The sequence below is a fragment of the Streptomyces sp. MA5143a genome (assembly GCF_900290235.1).
In the GTDB taxonomy this organism is placed as follows: domain Bacteria; phylum Actinomycetota; class Actinomycetes; order Streptomycetales; family Streptomycetaceae; genus Streptomyces.
In genome coordinates this window covers 64,485-80,581 of the sequence record NZ_OLMK01000025.1, presented here as the reverse complement: position 1 = coordinate 80,581, position 16,097 = coordinate 64,485, and the positions used below count along the sequence as shown (strand labels likewise).

The 16,097-nt window shown below is 72.8% G+C and carries 12 protein-coding genes; 6 read left to right on the top strand and 6 right to left on the bottom strand.

The window, feature by feature from the left end; translation table 11 throughout:
- Nucleotides 1–26 precede the first annotated feature (26 nt).
- On the bottom strand, nucleotides 27–1,277 hold the full coding sequence (locus tag SMA5143A_RS11645) for an alpha/beta hydrolase (RefSeq protein ID WP_258193477.1): 1,251 nt from the start codon (nucleotides 1,275–1,277) through the stop codon (nucleotides 27–29).
- A gap of 582 nt (nucleotides 1,278–1,859) precedes the next feature.
- Here SMA5143A_RS11645 and SMA5143A_RS11635 point away from each other — a divergent pair.
- The gene (locus tag SMA5143A_RS11635; protein WP_107462878.1) at nucleotides 1,860–2,552 is read left to right on the top strand and encodes a TetR/AcrR family transcriptional regulator; all 693 of its coding nucleotides are present in this window, start codon (nucleotides 1,860–1,862) and stop codon (nucleotides 2,550–2,552) included.
- A gap of 4 nt (nucleotides 2,553–2,556) precedes the next feature.
- Here the strand turns inward: SMA5143A_RS11635 and SMA5143A_RS11630 are convergent, their stop codons facing one another.
- Entirely contained in the window at nucleotides 2,557–2,766 is a 210-nt protein-coding gene (locus tag SMA5143A_RS11630; RefSeq protein ID WP_107462877.1) for a ferredoxin, read from the bottom strand.
- A gap of 31 nt (nucleotides 2,767–2,797) precedes the next feature.
- On the bottom strand, nucleotides 2,798–4,042 hold the full coding sequence (locus SMA5143A_RS11625; protein ID WP_107462876.1) for a cytochrome P450: 1,245 nt from the start codon (nucleotides 4,040–4,042) through the stop codon (nucleotides 2,798–2,800).
- A gap of 158 nt (nucleotides 4,043–4,200) precedes the next feature.
- On the opposite strand from SMA5143A_RS11625, the gene SMA5143A_RS11620 reads away from it, so the two are divergent.
- Entirely contained in the window at nucleotides 4,201–4,677 is a 477-nt protein-coding gene (locus tag SMA5143A_RS11620; RefSeq protein ID WP_055542939.1) for a MarR family winged helix-turn-helix transcriptional regulator, read from the top strand.
- 104 nt (nucleotides 4,678–4,781) lie between these two features.
- Here the strand turns inward: SMA5143A_RS11620 and SMA5143A_RS11615 are convergent, their stop codons facing one another.
- Nucleotides 4,782–5,795 carry an SCO2400 family protein gene (locus tag SMA5143A_RS11615; protein WP_107462875.1) on the bottom strand — a complete coding sequence of 338 codons (1,014 nt, stop codon included), beginning with the start codon at nucleotides 5,793–5,795 and terminating at the stop codon, nucleotides 4,782–4,784.
- A 412-nt stretch (nucleotides 5,796–6,207) separates the two neighbouring features.
- Here SMA5143A_RS11615 and SMA5143A_RS11610 point away from each other — a divergent pair, with 412 nt between their 5' ends.
- A complete protein-coding gene (locus SMA5143A_RS11610) occupies nucleotides 6,208–7,923 on the top strand; it encodes a lysyl oxidase family protein (protein WP_258193476.1) in 1,716 nt (571 codons plus the stop codon).
- A gap of 194 nt (nucleotides 7,924–8,117) precedes the next feature.
- Nucleotides 8,118–9,572, top strand: coding sequence for an argininosuccinate synthase (argG, locus tag SMA5143A_RS11605; RefSeq protein WP_107462873.1), 1,455 nt, complete (start codon nucleotides 8,118–8,120; stop codon nucleotides 9,570–9,572).
- A gap of 91 nt (nucleotides 9,573–9,663) precedes the next feature.
- Here the strand turns inward: argG and SMA5143A_RS11600 are convergent, their stop codons facing one another.
- Nucleotides 9,664–10,467 (bottom strand): IclR family transcriptional regulator, encoded by an 804-nt coding sequence (locus SMA5143A_RS11600; RefSeq protein WP_258193475.1) that lies wholly within the window; start codon nucleotides 10,465–10,467, stop codon nucleotides 9,664–9,666.
- A gap of 282 nt (nucleotides 10,468–10,749) precedes the next feature.
- Here SMA5143A_RS11600 and shiA point away from each other — a divergent pair, with 282 nt between their 5' ends.
- Both shiA and SMA5143A_RS11590 read left to right on the top strand, forming a co-directional pair.
- Nucleotides 10,750–12,120, top strand: coding sequence for a shikimate transporter (gene shiA, locus SMA5143A_RS11595; protein WP_107462872.1), 1,371 nt, complete (start codon nucleotides 10,750–10,752; stop codon nucleotides 12,118–12,120).
- Nucleotides 12,121–12,359: 239 nt separating this feature from the next.
- On the top strand, nucleotides 12,360–13,367 hold the full coding sequence (locus tag SMA5143A_RS11590; RefSeq protein WP_107462871.1) for a zinc-dependent alcohol dehydrogenase: 1,008 nt from the start codon (nucleotides 12,360–12,362) through the stop codon (nucleotides 13,365–13,367).
- Between the two features lie 117 nt (nucleotides 13,368–13,484).
- On the opposite strand, the gene SMA5143A_RS11585 is transcribed toward SMA5143A_RS11590, so the two are convergent.
- Nucleotides 13,485–15,917 (bottom strand): non-reducing end alpha-L-arabinofuranosidase family hydrolase, encoded by a 2,433-nt coding sequence (locus tag SMA5143A_RS11585; protein WP_375136477.1) that lies wholly within the window; start codon nucleotides 15,915–15,917, stop codon nucleotides 13,485–13,487.
- Between the last annotated feature and the right edge of the window lie 180 nt (nucleotides 15,918–16,097).

Sequence of the window (16,097 nt, the reverse complement as noted above, 5' to 3'; positions counted from 1 at the left end):
CGCTGCCCGCCGGGCGGCCCCGTCGCTCACCGCAGCCCGCGCAGGAACTCCGCGAGGGTGCGGGTCGCCGTGTTGTGCGCGGTCGCGGCGAACAGCGGGTCGAGGTGGTTCATGCCCTCGTCCGTCTCGTGGACGGTGTACGGGACGCGGGACTCGGCGGCGACCCGGCGGGCCGCGTCGAGGACGGTGCCCTTGTAGGCGCTGGTCTGGAAGGTGTACAGCGGGACGTCGAGCCCGGCGGCGTGCCGCAGCCGCAGGCCGAGGGAGCGGGCGAGGTCGGTGTCGGCGTACGCGTCGCTCACGTCGAGGTCCACCGACAGCCGGGCCGGCCAGTACCACTCCCAGACCGCAGGCTCCGGCCCCGCGTACGCCTCCGCCACCCGCGCGATCGGGGTGATCCCCTCGTCGACCCAGCCGCGCACGCCGTCAGCGCCGGCCGGGTCGGCGATCCGCCCGGAGTGGACGCTGATGTCGTTGGGCCACCCGAAGCGGGCGTCGACGAGGGCGCCGAGCAGCGCCGCGTTCGTGACCGGGTGCGGCGGCCGGAGCGCGTCGGGCATCCGGTCCTGGAGGACGGAACGGCCCTCGGGGTCGTGGTGGGCGTACCACCCGGCGAGCTGGTACCAGATCTGGGTGCTCTCCGCCCGGCGGCCGAGCCCGACCCCGCTCAGCGTCAGGTCGAAGACGCGCCCGCCCTCGATCGCGGCGAGCCGCTGCCGTATCTGCTCGGGAGAGTCCTGCACGGGCGCCCCGGCCCCCTTGAAGGCCCCGAGCACCCCGCCGTCGAGGACGGCGAGCCCGGCGAGGTCCCGGTATCCGGGGCATCCGCCGAAGTCCCAGGCCGCGTACGCCAGGGCGGTGGTCGCGCCCCAGGAGTGCCCGCCGAGGACGACGCGCCGCCGCCCGCCGTCCCGCGCGGCGAGCACCACGGCGCGCAGGTCGTCGAGGGCGAGCCCGAGGCCCCAGCCGGCGGCGAACCCGGACGCCGCCGGGTCCTGCGTGCGGTAGTGGCCGTCCAGGTAGTACGCGAGGGGGTCGGCGCCGTCGGTGAACCCGGAGCGGTCGGCGAGGTTCTCCTCCCGCCGGTCCGGCGCCCACACCTGCACGCCGGGGACGGCCGCGACGAGGTCCCGCGCCATCAGCCGGAAGTCGTTGGCCGCGCCGAACATCCCGGGCACCAGCACGACCACCGTGCCCGCGCCCCGGGGCCCGACCTGGAGCACCCGCACGCGGTCGGAGCCCACGGGCCCGCCGCCCCGCCCGACGGCGACCGACACCTGGACCTCCCGGCCGGCGCCCGCCCCCCGACCAGCCGCACGGGACCGCCCTTCACGGGCCCCCGGCCCACCGGCCGCCCGACCCCCGACCTCCCGTCCACCGGCGGCCCAGGCGCTCCCGCCCCCGGCCCCGACCAGCCCTCCGGCCAGCCCGCCCAACACCGCTCTCCGTGCCCAACGCTGCGTCATGTCCGGTCGTCTCCTTGGGAGTTGTGAGGGATGTACGACACTTCCCCAAGCTTCTCCCGGACCGGAAGCAGACATTCCACCGGGGTGGCGGTCTGCCCATCCGGACGGCGATCGCTCCGGGCGCAACGCCGAGTCCGGATTCATTCGCAGCGTCGACGACGCCGTGCACCGTTTCTACGGCAGCGTCGTCGTCCACCTCGACCGCCCGGTCGCGCGCCGGGCCCCGGGCGGCGAACGGGCCGCCGTCGGCTGAGCCCGACCAGAGGGGCCGGGCCGCCGCGCGGTCCCCCGGGAACGGGGCCGGCCGTCGCCCCGGCGCCGGTAGCATCGCGCGCGGCGGGGCCGGGGAGCGGTCCCCGGTCGGTCGGTGCGTCGGGTCGTGCGGAGGGTGTGATGGGCGGTGGCGGGGTGGGGGACGGGGCTCCGGGGCGGCGGCGTGATGCCCGGCGGAACCGGGAGCTGCTCGTCGCGGCGGCCCGTGAGGTGTTCGCCGAGTGGGGGCTGGACGCGCCGTGGGACGTGATCGCGCGGCGGGCCGGGGTGGGCAACGCGACGCTGTACCGGCACTTCCCCACCCGGGCCGCGCTCGTGGACGCCGTCTTCCGGGACCGGCTCACCGGCACCATGGACGCCGGTGAGCGGGCGCGGGCGGCCGGGGACGCCTGGCAGGGGCTGCACACCTATCTGCGGGCGGTGTTCGCGACGCTGGCCGCCGACCGGGGCACCAACGACCTCATGACCACGCGGGTCGAGGGCGTCGAGGCGCTGGACGCGGTGCACGCCCACAACCGGGAGACGATGGAGGTGCTGCTGGCGCGCGGCCGGGCCGAGGGCGCCGTGCGGGGCGACGTGACCGTCGAGGACGTCCTCTTCGGGCTCGCCGCCCTCGGCCGCGCCGTCCCCGCGCTCACGGCGGTGACCGGTGCCGACGCCTGGCAGCGCCCCCTGGCCCTGTTCCTCGACAGCCTCCGGCCCCCGGCCGCCCCGCCGGCCCCGGCCCCCGACCTGCCGGGGGAGGCCCTTACGGCAGCCCAACTCGGTGCCGTACTGGAGGAACTGGGGCCTCATCGGGCGCCCAAGGCATAGCCCTTCAGGTGCCGCTCCCCTCCTCGGCCACCGTGATCGCCGAGGTCGGGCAGACCGCCGCCGCCTCCCGGACGGCCGGGTGGTGGGGCGGGGCCGGTTCCGGGGTGAGGAGTACGACGATGCCGTCCTCGTCCCGCTGGTCGAAGACTTCGGGGGCGAGCAGGACGCACTGGCCGGCGCCGCAGCACCTGGTCGTGTCGACGCGGACCTTCACGGGTGTCGCCTCCTTGCCGCGGTGCACGGGCTCACCAGCGGACCGGTACTTCGCGGAGACCGCCCACCAGCAGGCCCTCCTCCCTGCGCAACTCCTCTGTGGGCACGGCCAGTTCGAGGGTGGGAAGCCTGCGCAGCAGGACCTCCAGGACCACCTGGAGCTCGGTGCGGGCGAGGGCCTGGCCCAGGCAGGAACGCGGCCCCGCCCCGAAGGTGAGGTGCGGGTTGGGGCTGCGGGCGAGGTCCATCTCGTCCGCGTCGGCGAAGACCCGTTCGTCGCGGTTGGCGGAGGACATCCCGCAGCACACGGTGGTGCCGCGCGGCACCACCGTGCCGTCGAGGTCGAGATCCTCGCTCAGATAGCGCCGGATGCCGAAGCCGCCCAGGTTCGCGTCGAAGCGCAGTACCTCCTCCACGGCCGTACGGATCAGCGACGGGTCCCGGAGCAGCCGCTCCCAGCGGTCGCGGTCCGACAGCAGCAGGGCCACCATCTTGCCGATCATGTTGGCCGTGGTCTCGTGACCCGCGACCAGCAACCCCATGCCGGTGGAGAGCAGTTCGGCGTCCGTCAGCCGCTCCTCCTCCGGCAGCGCCGCGCCCTCCACGATCAGCATGCTGAGCAGGTCCTCGCCCGGCTCGGCCCGCTTGGCGGCGACGAGGTCACGCATGTACGCGGCGAACTCGCCGAACGCCGCCCGTGTCTCCTCCTGCGTGAAACGGCTGACGTTCAGGAACGCGTCCGACCAGTGCGAGAAGCGGTCCCGCTCCCCGGCCGGCGCGCCGAGCAGTTCGCAGATGACGTACACGGGCAGCGGAAACCCCAGCGCCGCCTTCAGGTCGGCGGGCTGCCCCCGCTCCACCATCTCGTCCAGCAGCGACTCGGCGATCCTGGTCATCCCGGGGCGCAGCGCGGCCATCCGCTTCGCGGTGAAGTACCGGCCCACCTGGCGCCGCCAGCGCTGATGCGGCTCGCCGTTCTCCGGGACGGCCAGCTCGTACTCCGGGTCGGCGTCGGCCGCGACACCGCCGGCCCCGTCGGCCGAGAGCCGCGCGCTGTCGTCCCCGGCGGCCGGCCGCGCGAAACGGGGGTCGGACAGCATCGCCCGCACATCGGCGTACCGGCTGAGGAACGCCGCCCGGTCACCGCTCGGCAGCTCGACCGTCGCCACCGGGCACCGCTCCCGCAGCCGCTCCCACGCGGCGGGCGGCTCCAGCGGCCCCGGGCTCACCATCGGCAGCCGTACGACCTCCTCGTACGGCTCGTTCGCGTAGCTCATCTCGACGTCTCCTCGGGTGGGGCGGAGTGGAGATCGCTAGGCACGCTACTCGTGCTGTGCATGATGCATCAATGGTGCATCATGCACTCGTCATGCATGGCGCAATTTCGACGTAGGGTGAGGGGTCATGGAGGCCAGGCAGACAGAAGGAGACCGGTGTGGATGCCCGTGAGGCGGGGGAGCGCATCGAGCGGGAGCTGCTGATCCTCACGCGCAACCGCGAGACGTCGACGCCCCGCGGCGTCCGCGGCGGCGGTGCCCTGGACCGCAGCGCCTATGTCCTGCTCAGCAGGCTGGAGGCCCAGGGGCCCATGTCCATCCCGGACTTCGTGGACGCCTTCGGCTTCGCCCCGTCCACGTTCACCCGGCAGACCTCGGCGCTGCTGCGCGACGGTCTGGTGGAGCGGACCCTCGACCCCGACGGGGGAGTGGCCCGCAAGTTCCGGATCACCGACGAGGGGCTGGCGCGCCTCGCCGAGCAGCGCGAGGTGTTCGTCGACGGCATCAGCGGGGTCATCGCCGACTGGCCCGCCGAGCGGCGCGAGCGCTTCATCGCCGACCTACGGCAGTTCAACACCGACGTCGAACGGGTCAGCGGGCGTTCCTGGCCACGCCCGATGGCCGGCGACCGCTGACGCCGGCGACCGCTGACGCCGACGGCGGGAGACGGACGCACAGACCGGTGGCCGGCCCTCGGTGCGAGGGCCGGCCACCGGTCTGCTGAGTCGTACGGGTGCTGTCAGCTGACGCACACGATTCCGCCGAGCAGGCACAGGCCGGACGGTGAGGTCGCGTCCGAGTCCGAGGAGCCCGAGCCGCCGGACGAACCGGTGTCCGAGCCGGAGCCGGACCCCGAGCCCGTACCCGAGTCCGAGCCGGTCCCCGTCTCCGTACCGGAGCCGTTCCCCGAACCCGATCCGGAGCCCGCGCCCGCGCCCGTGCCCGTGTCCGCGCCCGAACCCGTGGAGTCGTCGGTGGCCGGGGGCGTGGTCGCCCCGCCCGACGGGGTGTCGGTGGAGCCGTTCGCGCTCGACCCGCCCTGCGACGAGGAGCCCGTCTGCGCCCGTTGAGCCGAGGGGGCCGTCGTGGCCGTACGCGGTGAGTCGCCCGTGTCGCCGCCGGTGTTCCGCTGCCGCGCGCCCGACCCGTCGTACGAGGAACCGCCGCGCGCGTGGCTCCGAGAGGTGTCCGGGGAGCGCCGGGTCTCGTCGGGGCGCGTGTCCGGAGTGCGGCCGCTCTGCGAACCCTGTTCCTCGACGGCGCTCAGGCCCTCGGCGTCCGGCGCGGTCGCCGCCTGCGTCCGGTCGGTGGACTGCCGGTCCATGCCCATCACGGTCAGACCGCCGCCGACCAGCGCCACCGCGGTCGCGACCACGGCCCGGCGCTGGTTCTTCTTCCAGCGGGCCATCTGCCGCCGCCGTGCCGCCCGCCCCTGCGGCGCGACCGGCACGCCCCGCACATCCTCGGTGCCCTCGGCGCCCTCGGCGTGCGCGACACCGGCAGGGACCAGCTCCGTCGACGGTCCCGTCCCCGGTTCCAGGTCTGGCTCGGGCTCCGGCCGTCCGCCGTCGTGCCAGGTCTCCTCGGCGCCCGACGCCGCGTACTCCCAGGTCGCCGCCGGCACCGTCGGAGCGACGGCCATGGCGGTCGTCGTACCGGGCGTCGAGGGGGCTATGTCCGGCGCGTAGGCGCCGCAGCCGGGGCAGACGAGGGCGCCGTTGAGATGTCGGCGACATGAGGAGCAGTAGTCCATGGAGGTCTTCCTGTGTCGGCATGCCGTCGACCCGCCGGGCCGCGGCCCGGTCACGTCGTTCGCACGTGGGATCGAGCGGATCGAGCGGTCAGCAACGCTAACGAGGCATTCTCAGAGCTGTGTGCACACTGTGTGATGCTCCTGCGTGGGTTCTCCGGGGACTTCGCACCGGTGTACGGCCCGGTGTTTGGACGTCACCGTCCGCGTTGTTGTCGGGCGTCGCCGGACTCTCTTTTTCCCGATTTCCTCTTCAACAGGCAACCCCCGCACGGCTTTCGCCTGTCTCACAGGGTGCTCACAGACCGGTGGGCGCCGGGGGCGTTCGGGGGAGCGTCAGCACCATCGGCGGCCGGTCGTCCGTGGGTTGTCCAGTCCGATGCCACTGACCATGGCACTCGCAGACGAGGAACCGATGACCAGTCAAGAACACCGCAGCCGTCTGAGGCGTCCCGGGCTCGCCGCCCTGGCCACGCTCGCCGTAGTCGCCACCGTGGCGGGGGCCGCCCCCGGCGCGGGCGCGGCGCCCGCCGCCAAGGCCGGCACCCCGAAGCTCAAGCTGATCGCCGCCTCGAAGTCGGTGACGACCTACCGGTACCCGGACGATGGCGGCACCATCCTGGAGCTGGGGACGTACGTCACGGTCGACGGCGCGCCCCTGGAGTTCAAGGTGACGCGGAAGTCCTACAAGGACCCCATCGTCGCCCAGCAGATCTTCCGCAACGGCAAGAAGACCACGACGCGGACCCTGCCCGCCGGTCTGGTCACCGACCACGGTGGGCTGCCCGGCTTCCTGGAGATCTCGCTCAAGAACTCCGCGGGTCAGCAGGTGCTCAAGACGGCCAGCGACTTCTGCCCGAACAACGCCTCCGGCCGTATCCGCCCGGACGCCCCGTCGACCTCGCACTACCCGCAGAGCTGCTCGCGCAACCCGTGGACGCTGGGCTCGGTGTGGGGTGTGGAGAAGGGCTGGGCGGTCAACACCACCCAGTACCGCTACGACGACACGGTGGACATCCCGGCGGGTGAGTACACCGCGGAGGTCGGCGTCGCGAAGAAGTACCGCGAGCTGTTCGGCATGGCGGACGACCGGCCCTCCATCAAGGTGACGGTGCTCCAGTACGACGAGGGCGGTGAGGGCGGCGTCGGTGCGAGCGCCAAGTCCTCCGCCCACCACGCCGCCGGGCACGGCGGTCACGGCGGTCATGCTGGTCACGACGCCGCCCCTGTCGACCCGACCCAGCCGCCGCTGCACGGCTTCGGCCCGCGCGGCGAGGACGTCCCGATGCCGCCCGCCCTCCCCCACGCCCTGGAGGACCGCGGCCTGGCCAAGCACCTGGGCGACGGCCCCGGCCACACCGACGGTTCGCGCATCGCGCCCGCGCTGCAGCCCGCCGCGAAGCGGCCCACCGGCAAGACCGGCGCCCCGGCCAACGTGCCCAAGCCCGACCTGCGGTCGCTGCCGGCCTGGGGCATCTCCATCACCGACGGCGAGGACGGCGACGTACCGGGCAAGGACTACCTCGCCTTCAGCGCCAACGTGTGGAACGCGGGCCCCGCGCCCCTCGTCGTGGACGGTTTCCGCAAGCCGGGCGCCGACCTGATGGACTCGTACCAGTACTTCTACGACGCCAAGGGCAAGCAGGTCGGCTACTCCCCCGCCGGCACCATGGAGTGGGACCCGCGTGAGGGCCACATGCACTGGCACTTCACCGACTTCGCCAGCTACCGCCTGCTCAGCGCGGACCAGACGAAGGAGGTGCGCTCCGGCAAGGAGGCGTTCTGCCTGGCCAACACCGACGCCATCGACTACACGGTGAAGGGCGCCAACTGGCACCCGGAGAACACCGACCTGTCCACCGCGTGCGGTTCGCAGGAGGCCATCTCCGTGCGTGAGGTCCTCGACGTCGGCTCCGGCGACACCTACACCCAGGAGCGCCCCGGCCAGTCGTTCGACATCACCGACCTGCCGAACGGCACGTACTACATCAAGGTCATCGCCAACCCGGAGAACCGTCTCAAGGAGAGCGACACCAAGAACAACGTCGCCCTCCGCAAGGTGGTCCTCGGCGGCAAGCCCGGCGCCCGCACGGTGCAGGTGCCCCCGCACCACCTGATCGACGCCCCGTAACCGACGGCCGCACGGTCATCGCACAGCGACGAACCCCCGGGTCCCGGACCCGGGGGTTCGTCCTGCGTGGGGGAGACGCCCGCGCCCTCAGGGAGGGGGCCTCGCCGTCCGGGCGGTGCCGTGGCGGTCGGGTGGGAGCTGGATCACCCGAACCGGGCTTTGCATGACCATGCATGGGGGTGCATACTCTTCCTATGTCCAAGGTCCTCACCTCCCTTCCGGCCGGCGAGCGCGTCGGCATCGCCTTCTCGGGCGGGCTCGACACCTCGGTCGCGGTCGCGTGGATGCGCGACAAGGGCGCCGTCCCGTGCACCTACACCGCTGACATCGGTCAGTACGACGAGCCCGACATCGCCTCGGTGCCCGGCCGCGCGAAGACCTACGGTGCCGAGATCGCGCGCCTGGTCGACTGCCGGGCCGCGCTCGTGGAGGAGGGCCTGGCCGCGCTGACCTGCGGCGCGTTCCACATCCGCTCCGGCGGGCGGGCCTACTTCAACACCACGCCGCTGGGCCGTGCCGTCACCGGCACGCTCCTGGTGCGCGCGATGCTGGAGGACGACGTCCAGATCTGGGGCGACGGCTCGACCTTCAAGGGCAACGACATCGAGCGGTTCTACCGCTACGGTCTGCTCGCCAACCCGCACCTGCGGATCTACAAGCCCTGGCTGGACGCGGACTTCGTCACCGAGCTCGGCGGCCGCAAGGAGATGTCGGAGTGGCTGGTCGCGCACGGCCTGCCGTACCGGGACAGCGCCGAGAAGGCGTACTCCACCGACGCCAACATCTGGGGCGCCACCCACGAGGCGAAGACCCTGGAGCACCTGGACACCGGTATCGAGACCGTGGAGCCCATCATGGGCGTCCGGTTCTGGGACCCCGAGGTCGAGATCGCCACCGAGGACGTGACGATCGGCTTCGACCAGGGCCGCCCGGTCAGTGTCAACGGCAAGGAGTTCGCCTCCGCCGTCGACCTGGTGATGGAGGCCAACGCCATCGGCGGCCGCCACGGCCTCGGCATGTCCGACCAGATCGAGAACCGCATCATCGAGGCCAAGAGCCGCGGCATCTACGAGGCCCCGGGCATGGCCCTCCTGCACGCCGCGTACGAGCGCCTCGTCAACGCCATCCACAACGAGGACACCCTCGCCCAGTACCACAACGAGGGCCGTCGCCTCGGCCGGCTGATGTACGAGGGCCGCTGGCTGGACCCGCAGGCCCTGATGATCCGGGAGTCGCTCCAGCGCTGGGTCGGCGCCGCCGTCACCGGCGAGGTCACCCTGCGGCTGCGGCGCGGCGAGGACTACTCGATCCTCGACACCACCGGCCCGGCGTTCAGCTACCACCCGGACAAGCTCTCCATGGAGCGCACCGAGGACGCCGCGTTCGGCCCGGTCGACCGGATCGGCCAGCTCACCATGCGCAACCTCGACATCGCCGACTCCCGCGCCAAGCTGGAGCAGTACGCCGCGATGGGTCTCATCGGCACGGGCGGCCCCGCCGCGATCGGTGCCGCGCAGGCCGCCGCGACCGGGCTGATCGGCACCATGCCCGAGGGCGGCGCCGAGGCCATCGCCTCCCGCGGCGAGTTCACCGGCTCCGACGACGACGAGCTGCTGGACCGCGCCGCCATGGAGTTCGGCACGGACTGACCGAGCGCCGAAGAGGACCGGACCGTGAGGGGCCGGGCCGACGCCCACGCGTCGGCCCGGCCCCTCCCGTCGTTCAGCGGGCTCGCGTCGTTCAGCTGGTGGGGCTCAGCGGGTGGCTGAAGCCCTGCGCGGAGATGAGCGACGCGGCGTCCGTCAGGTCGGCGGCGAAGTGCTCCACCGCCTCGTAGGGGAAGCGGTGGCTCGGCCCGCTGACGGAGAGGGAGGCGATGACACCGCCGGAGCGGCCCGCGACCGGGACGGCCACGGCGGTCAGGCCCTCGTCCCATTCGCTGCTGCTGACGGCGTAGCCCCTCTGGGCGGCCTCCTCGGCACGGGCGCGGAGCCGCCCGGCGTAGGACTCGCCGTGCGGGGAGGCGGCGGCGACCCGGCGCAGCAGCGTGTCGGAGGCGTCGCGCAGCAGGATCTTGGAGGAGGCGCCGGCCCACAGGGGCTGCTCGTCGCCGACGTCGACCACGTGCCGCAGGGGGTGCGGGCTCTCCTCGTGGGCGACGCAGACGCGATGGGTGTCGCGGGCGACGAAGATGTTCACCGTCTCGCCGAGGCGGTCGGCGAGGTCACGCATGACCTTGCGGGTCTCACGGGGCACCTCCCACTGGCTGCGGGCCAGGTAGGCCCAGCGCCACAGGCCGGGCCCCGCGGTGTAGCCGAGGGGGTGCGACCACAGCAGGCCGCTCTCCTCCAGGGTCTGCACCAGCCGCAGCACGGTCGTCTTGGCGAGTCCCGTGGCGTCGATGATCTCCCGCAGGGTGACGACCGGACGGTCCTCGCCCAGCAGGTTGAGGATGTCCAGCGCGCGGCGCACACTGCGGACACCTCCGCTGCCGGCGCCGGGCTGCTCCCGGTCCCCGTCGGTCACCGGGTTCCTGTCGTCCACGCGGCTTCCTCCCCGCCCCGTACCGTCCCCGTCGCGCGTCCCGCTCGCTCCGCGGGCGCCTTGTTCGTCCGTACTCCGTGTTCGTCCGTACTCCGTGCACGGTAGTCCGCTCTGCGGACCGTGTGAACCACGGACCCACACGAATTGTGCCGCGCCTCTTGATGACCGTCATCCCGCATCGTATGTTTCCGCTGCTCGGTCCGATCGGTCCACTGAATGGACCTAGGGGAGCCCGGTCCTGAGCGCTCGCCCGTCGTCGCAGCATCCAACGGAGTGTGTGAGATGAGCAGTACCCAGAGCCCCGCCGGGGCCGGAGTCGCCCGACGAGCGGCGGTCGCCAGCTTCATGGGGGCCGTCGTCGACTGGTACGACTTCTTCCTCTACGGCATCGTCGCCGGTCTCCTGTTCGGCGATCTGTTCTTCCCGGGCGCCTCGCCCGCCGTCGGCACCCTCGCCGCCTGGGCGACCTTCGGTGTCGGCTTCCTCTTCCGGCCGCTCGGCGGCATCGTCTTCGGGCACTTCGGCGACCGGCTCGGCCGCAAGCGGATGCTCGTCCTGACCATGCTGATCATGGGCGTGGCCAGCACCCTCATCGGTGTCCTGCCCACCTACGCCCAGGCCGGGCTCTGGGCGCCCGCGCTGCTGGTCGTGCTGCGGGCCACGCAGGGCTTCGCGGTCGGCGGCGAGTGGGGCGGGGCCGCGCTGATGGCGGTGGAGAACGCCCCGGCCAAGTGGCGTTCCCTCTACAGCAGCGGTGTCCAGGTCGGCGCCTCCGTGGGCCTGCTGCTCGCCACCCTGATCACCAAGGTCATCTCCGGCACGACGTCCGACGCGGCCTTCCGGGCCTGGGGCTGGCGGATCCCGTTCCTGGTCAGCGCGGTGCTGGTGATCGTCGGCCTGGTCATCCGGGCGAAGGTCGAGGAGTCGGAGGTCTTCACCAAGGAGGTCGCCGCGAAGGGCGCGCACACCAAGCCGCGCGTGCCGCTGGTCGCCGCCGTGAAGTCCAACCCGAAGGGCTTCTTCGCCATCATCGGCCTGCGGTTCGTCGAACTCTTCACGTTCTACGGCGTGACCACCTTCGGGCTCGCCTACGGCACCGACGAACTGGGCCTCGACCGGAACAGCCTGCTCGACGTCAACCTCGCCGTCGGCGGTCTGGCGATCATCACCATCCCGGCCTTCGCCTACCTCGCCGACCGCTACGGCCGCCGCCGGATCTACTGCGGGGGCGCCCTCGTCGGGGTGGTGAGCGCGGTGCCGTACTTCTGGGCCATGGAGTCCGGCTCACTGGTGCTGATCATCGTCTGCGCGGTGCTGCTGGTGAACGTCGCCCACGACATGGCCGTCTCCGTGCAGCAGTCCCTGTTCACCGAGATGTTCGGCCCCGAGTACCGCTACAGCGGCGCCGGTGTCGGCTACCAGCTCGCCAGTGCGATCGGCGGTGGCTTCACCCCGCTCATCGCCGGCTCCCTGGTGATCTGGGCCGGCGGCGGCTGGGGCCTCGTCGCCGCGTACCTCGCCCTCGGCTGCGCGATCTCCTTCCTGGTCGCGCTGAGGCTGGGTGGTGACGACCGGGCCGGGGCCGAAGAGGTGCCGGCGGCACGGGAGCCCGAGACGGGGGCCGCCGGGGCCGCGAAAGAAGCGACGGTCTGACATGAAGGGTTGACGTGACGGTCCGGAGGGCCGAACGGCCCTTCGTGGACCGCAGGGCGGATCGATCCGCCCGTCAAGTGGAACGTCGGCTGGTCGAGGCCAGGGCCCCCCGAGGGGGCCCGCCTCGGCGGTCCGGGTCCTGTGAGCCCTGTGAGCCCTGTGAGCCCTGTGAGCCCGTGGGCCCTGTGGGCCCTGTGGGCCCTGTGGGCCCTATGAGTCTGTGAGTCCTGGGAGTTCTGGTGAAAGCAGCTGTCGTCGTGGCGCCGGGCCGGATCGAGATCGTCGACGACCGGCCGGAGCCTCACTGCGGGCCGGACGACGTCGTCGTGGAGATCGAGGGCGTCGGGCTGTGCGGTTCCGACATCTCCGTGTTCCGGGGCGGGCGGGTGCCGCCCGCGCTGCCGTGGGTGCCGGGCCACGAGGGTTTCGGGCGGGTCGTCGCCACCGGCGAACGGGTCCGGGACCGGGCGGTGGGCGGGCGTGTCGTCATCGAGCCCAACTACGCCTGCCTGCGGTGCGCCGACTGTCTGACCGGGCTGACCTCGGCCTGCCCGCACCGCACGATCGTCGGCCTGGACGCCCCCGGTGTCCTCGCCGAACGCGTCGCGGTCCCCGCGCGGTTCGCCCACCCGGCCCCCGCCCTGGCCCCCGCTCCGGACCGGGGCCTGACCGGCGCCGACCTGGCCGCCGCGGAGCCCTACGCGGTGGCGAGGGCCGCTGTCCGCCGCAGCGGGGTCACCGCCGACGACCGCTGTCTGGTCGTCGGCGCCGGTGCGCAGGGCCTGCTGGTGTGCCGCATCCTGTCCCGCCTCGGCATCCGCCCCGTCGTCACCGAACCCCACCCCCTGCGCGTGGCGCGCGCCGAGGGGCTGGGCGCGGTGCGCGACGATGGCCGAACCGGCTTCACCCTGGTCTTCGAGACGTCCGGGCACGCGCCCGCCCTGCGCCCCGCCGTGGAACGGTGCGCGCCCGGCGCCACCGTCGTCCTCATCGGTCTCGCCGCGGAACGGCTCCCGCTCACCGTCGACGACGTGGTCCGCCGGCAACTCGTCCTCCGCGGCTCGATGATCTACGACCACCCCGGCGATTTCACCACCGCCCTCGCCGAACTCCCCGAGGCCCGCCCGGGCCTCGTCATCGGCTCCCGTTTCCCCCTGGAACAGGCCCAGGAGGCCTTCTCGGGCGCGACCGAACGCGCGGGGAAGACATGGATCAGCCTGACCCCGACCGCCGACGCGAGCCGCTGACGACCGGCACCGAGCTCGCGGGGGCGGCCCCGGAGAACGGAGAAACCCCGGCCGACGCGCGGCTGGGGCTCTCGGGGTGGCGGGTCACGGTCGCGCGGTCACCGTGGGCCCGGTGGGTCAGCGCCGCAGGGTGAGGACGCCCGGCCGGTACGGCAGCTTCGGGTAGTCGGTGCCGTCCGAGGCGGGGTTCCGGCCCTGGTAGAGGAATCGCAGGTCGCAGGGGTCGACGGTCATGGTCTGGTCGGGGTTGTCGCGGACCAGGTCACCGTGGCTGATGTCGTTGGTCCAGGTGGCGCCGCTGTTGGCCCTGCCCGCGAAGGGGCGGCTCTCGCTGTCGGCCTGCGGGGTCCATGTGCCGCTCAGGCCGGCGGCGGTGAAGGAGCGGAAGTAGCGTCCGCCGGCGCCCATGGCCTCGACGATCATCAGGTACTGGTTGCGGCCCTTGACCTTGTAGACCTCCGGCGCCTCGAACAGCCGGGCCTTCGTGTCGCTCATGATCTTCGTGTACGACGAGCCGAAGCTGCCGGGGAAGTTCCCGATCGGGATGACCGACCGGTAGATGCCGCCGTTGTCGTCGGCGAAGAACAGGTACAGGTTCTTGTCGTCGGCGATGACGGTCGGGTCGATCGGGCCGCCCTCGGAGCCGGCGGGGAGGCTGCCGGTGAACAGCGCCTGCGGCGCGGACCAGCCGTCGGGGTCGGTGGGGTCGCTGGACGTGCGGTAGGTGAAGGTCCAGGCGGTGCCCCAGCCGTTGGAGACCAGCACCCAGGTCTTCCTGGGCGCGAAGTAGAACAGCTTGGGCGCCACCGCGCCCTGGCTCATGCCCTTCTGGCGGGCCGAGCCCATGTCGGACCAGTTCGTGAAGGGGGCGAACGCCATCGAGCCCCATCCCGACGCCGAAGCGGTCGTCCCGTAGACCAGGTGCTTGCCCTTGTACGTCACGGCGGTGAAGTCCTTCAGTCCGAGCCAGCCGTGGGACGGCTGCGCCAGCGGGCCCGTCGACGTCCACCGGTAGGTCGACGGAAGAGCGCACGTGCCGCCCTTGGTCGAGGCCGGGCTGAACTTCCAGTGCTGGTGGGCGCCGCCGCCCGAGTCCCAGATCCGCACGGGGGTCCCGTTGGCGGTCCGGCCGCGGGGCGTCTCCAGCACGCGGCCGCTGGCGACGTTGGTCAGTGTGTAGGAGCCGTCGGTGTTCCGGCGCGCCCGCCAGTGCTGGTGGGCACCGCCGTTGGCGTCCCAGAGCCGTGTCCTCGTCCCGTTGGCGGTCCGGTCGCCCGGCTCGTCCAGGACCCGGCCGCTGGCGACGTTGGTCAGGGTGTACGAGCCGTCCGTGTTCCGGTCGGCGCGCCACTGCTGGTGGGAGGTGCCGCGGGCGTCCCAGACCCGCAGCGGGGTTCCGTTGCCGTTCTTCCCCGCGGGCTTGTCGAGAACGCGCTTGGCGGCGACGTCGGAGAGCGTGTAGACGGCGCCGGAGGTGATGCCCCCGCTCGGCGTGCCCCCGCCGCTGCCGCCGGCCAGGGCCTTGAGCACCGCGCCGTACGCGGGCTTCTTCTTGCCGCCGCCGTCGAACAGCAGCGCGTTCTCACCGGTGCGCCAGGAGTCGCTGTCGCGGATGCCCCACACCGTGACGCCCTTGCAGCGGTCGACGCTCAGGCACGCCTTGACGGCGTCGGTGTACGCGGTGGCGGACGCCTGGGCGATGTCCAGTTCGGTGATCTGGACGTCCACGCCGAGCGCGGCGAACTCGGACAGGGTGGTCCGGAAGTCCGCCGGCGGGCCGCCGGCGCCGAAGTGGCTCTGGAAGCCGACGCAGTCGAGGGGGACACCGCGGGACTTGAAGTCCTTGACCATGCGGTAGACGCCCTGGGTCTTGGCGTCGGACCAGTTCTCGATGTTGTAGTCGTTGTAGCAGAGCTTGGCCGCGGGGTCGGCCTTCCGTGCGGTGCGGAAGGCCTCCTCGATGAAGCCGTCGCCCAGCACGTCCTGGAACACCGAGCTTCGGTGCCGGCCGCTGCCGCCGTCGGCGAAGGCCTCGTTGACGACGTCCCAGGCGTGGATCCTGCCCTTGTAGTGGCTCATCGTGGTGGTGATGTGCTTGTTCATCACCGTGCGCAGGGTGGCGGCGTCGCGGATGGAGCCGACCCAGCCGGGCAGCTGGGAGTGCCAGACCAGGGTGTGGCCGCGCAGGCGCTGACCGTGCGCGGTGGCGTGGCTGACGATGCGGTCGGCGCGGGTGAAGTCGAACGACCCGCGGGAGGGCTCGACGGCGTCCCACTTCATCTCGTTCTCCGGGGTGACCATGTCGAATTCCCGGTCGAGGAGGGCGGAGTACGTCGAGTCGCCGAGCCTGTCCGCGGCCACCGCCGTACCGAAGTAGCGGCCGTGCGCGGCCGCCGCGGCGGCGAGCGAGGTCGGCTTGGCCGGCTCCGGTGTGCGGGCGGCCTGGGCGACCAGTGGGACGGCGGCACCCGCGGTGGCGAGGACCAGGGCGGCGGCGAGCACATGGCGGGTCGCCGGGCGGCGGCGATGGGAACGGTGCTGATCTGGCAACGGATCGTCTTTCTGGCGCGGTGGGGGCCTCGGCCCCGGATATCCGCCAGTCGGCGCCGCGGGACCCAAAGGTTGCCGTGACTGGGGAGGTATTTCGTCGAGCCGGGGCCCCGCGCCGGGTGGCGGGATACGGAACCTTGACCGCTTCAGGGATCACCCTGGGGAATCGGCCGACGGGAC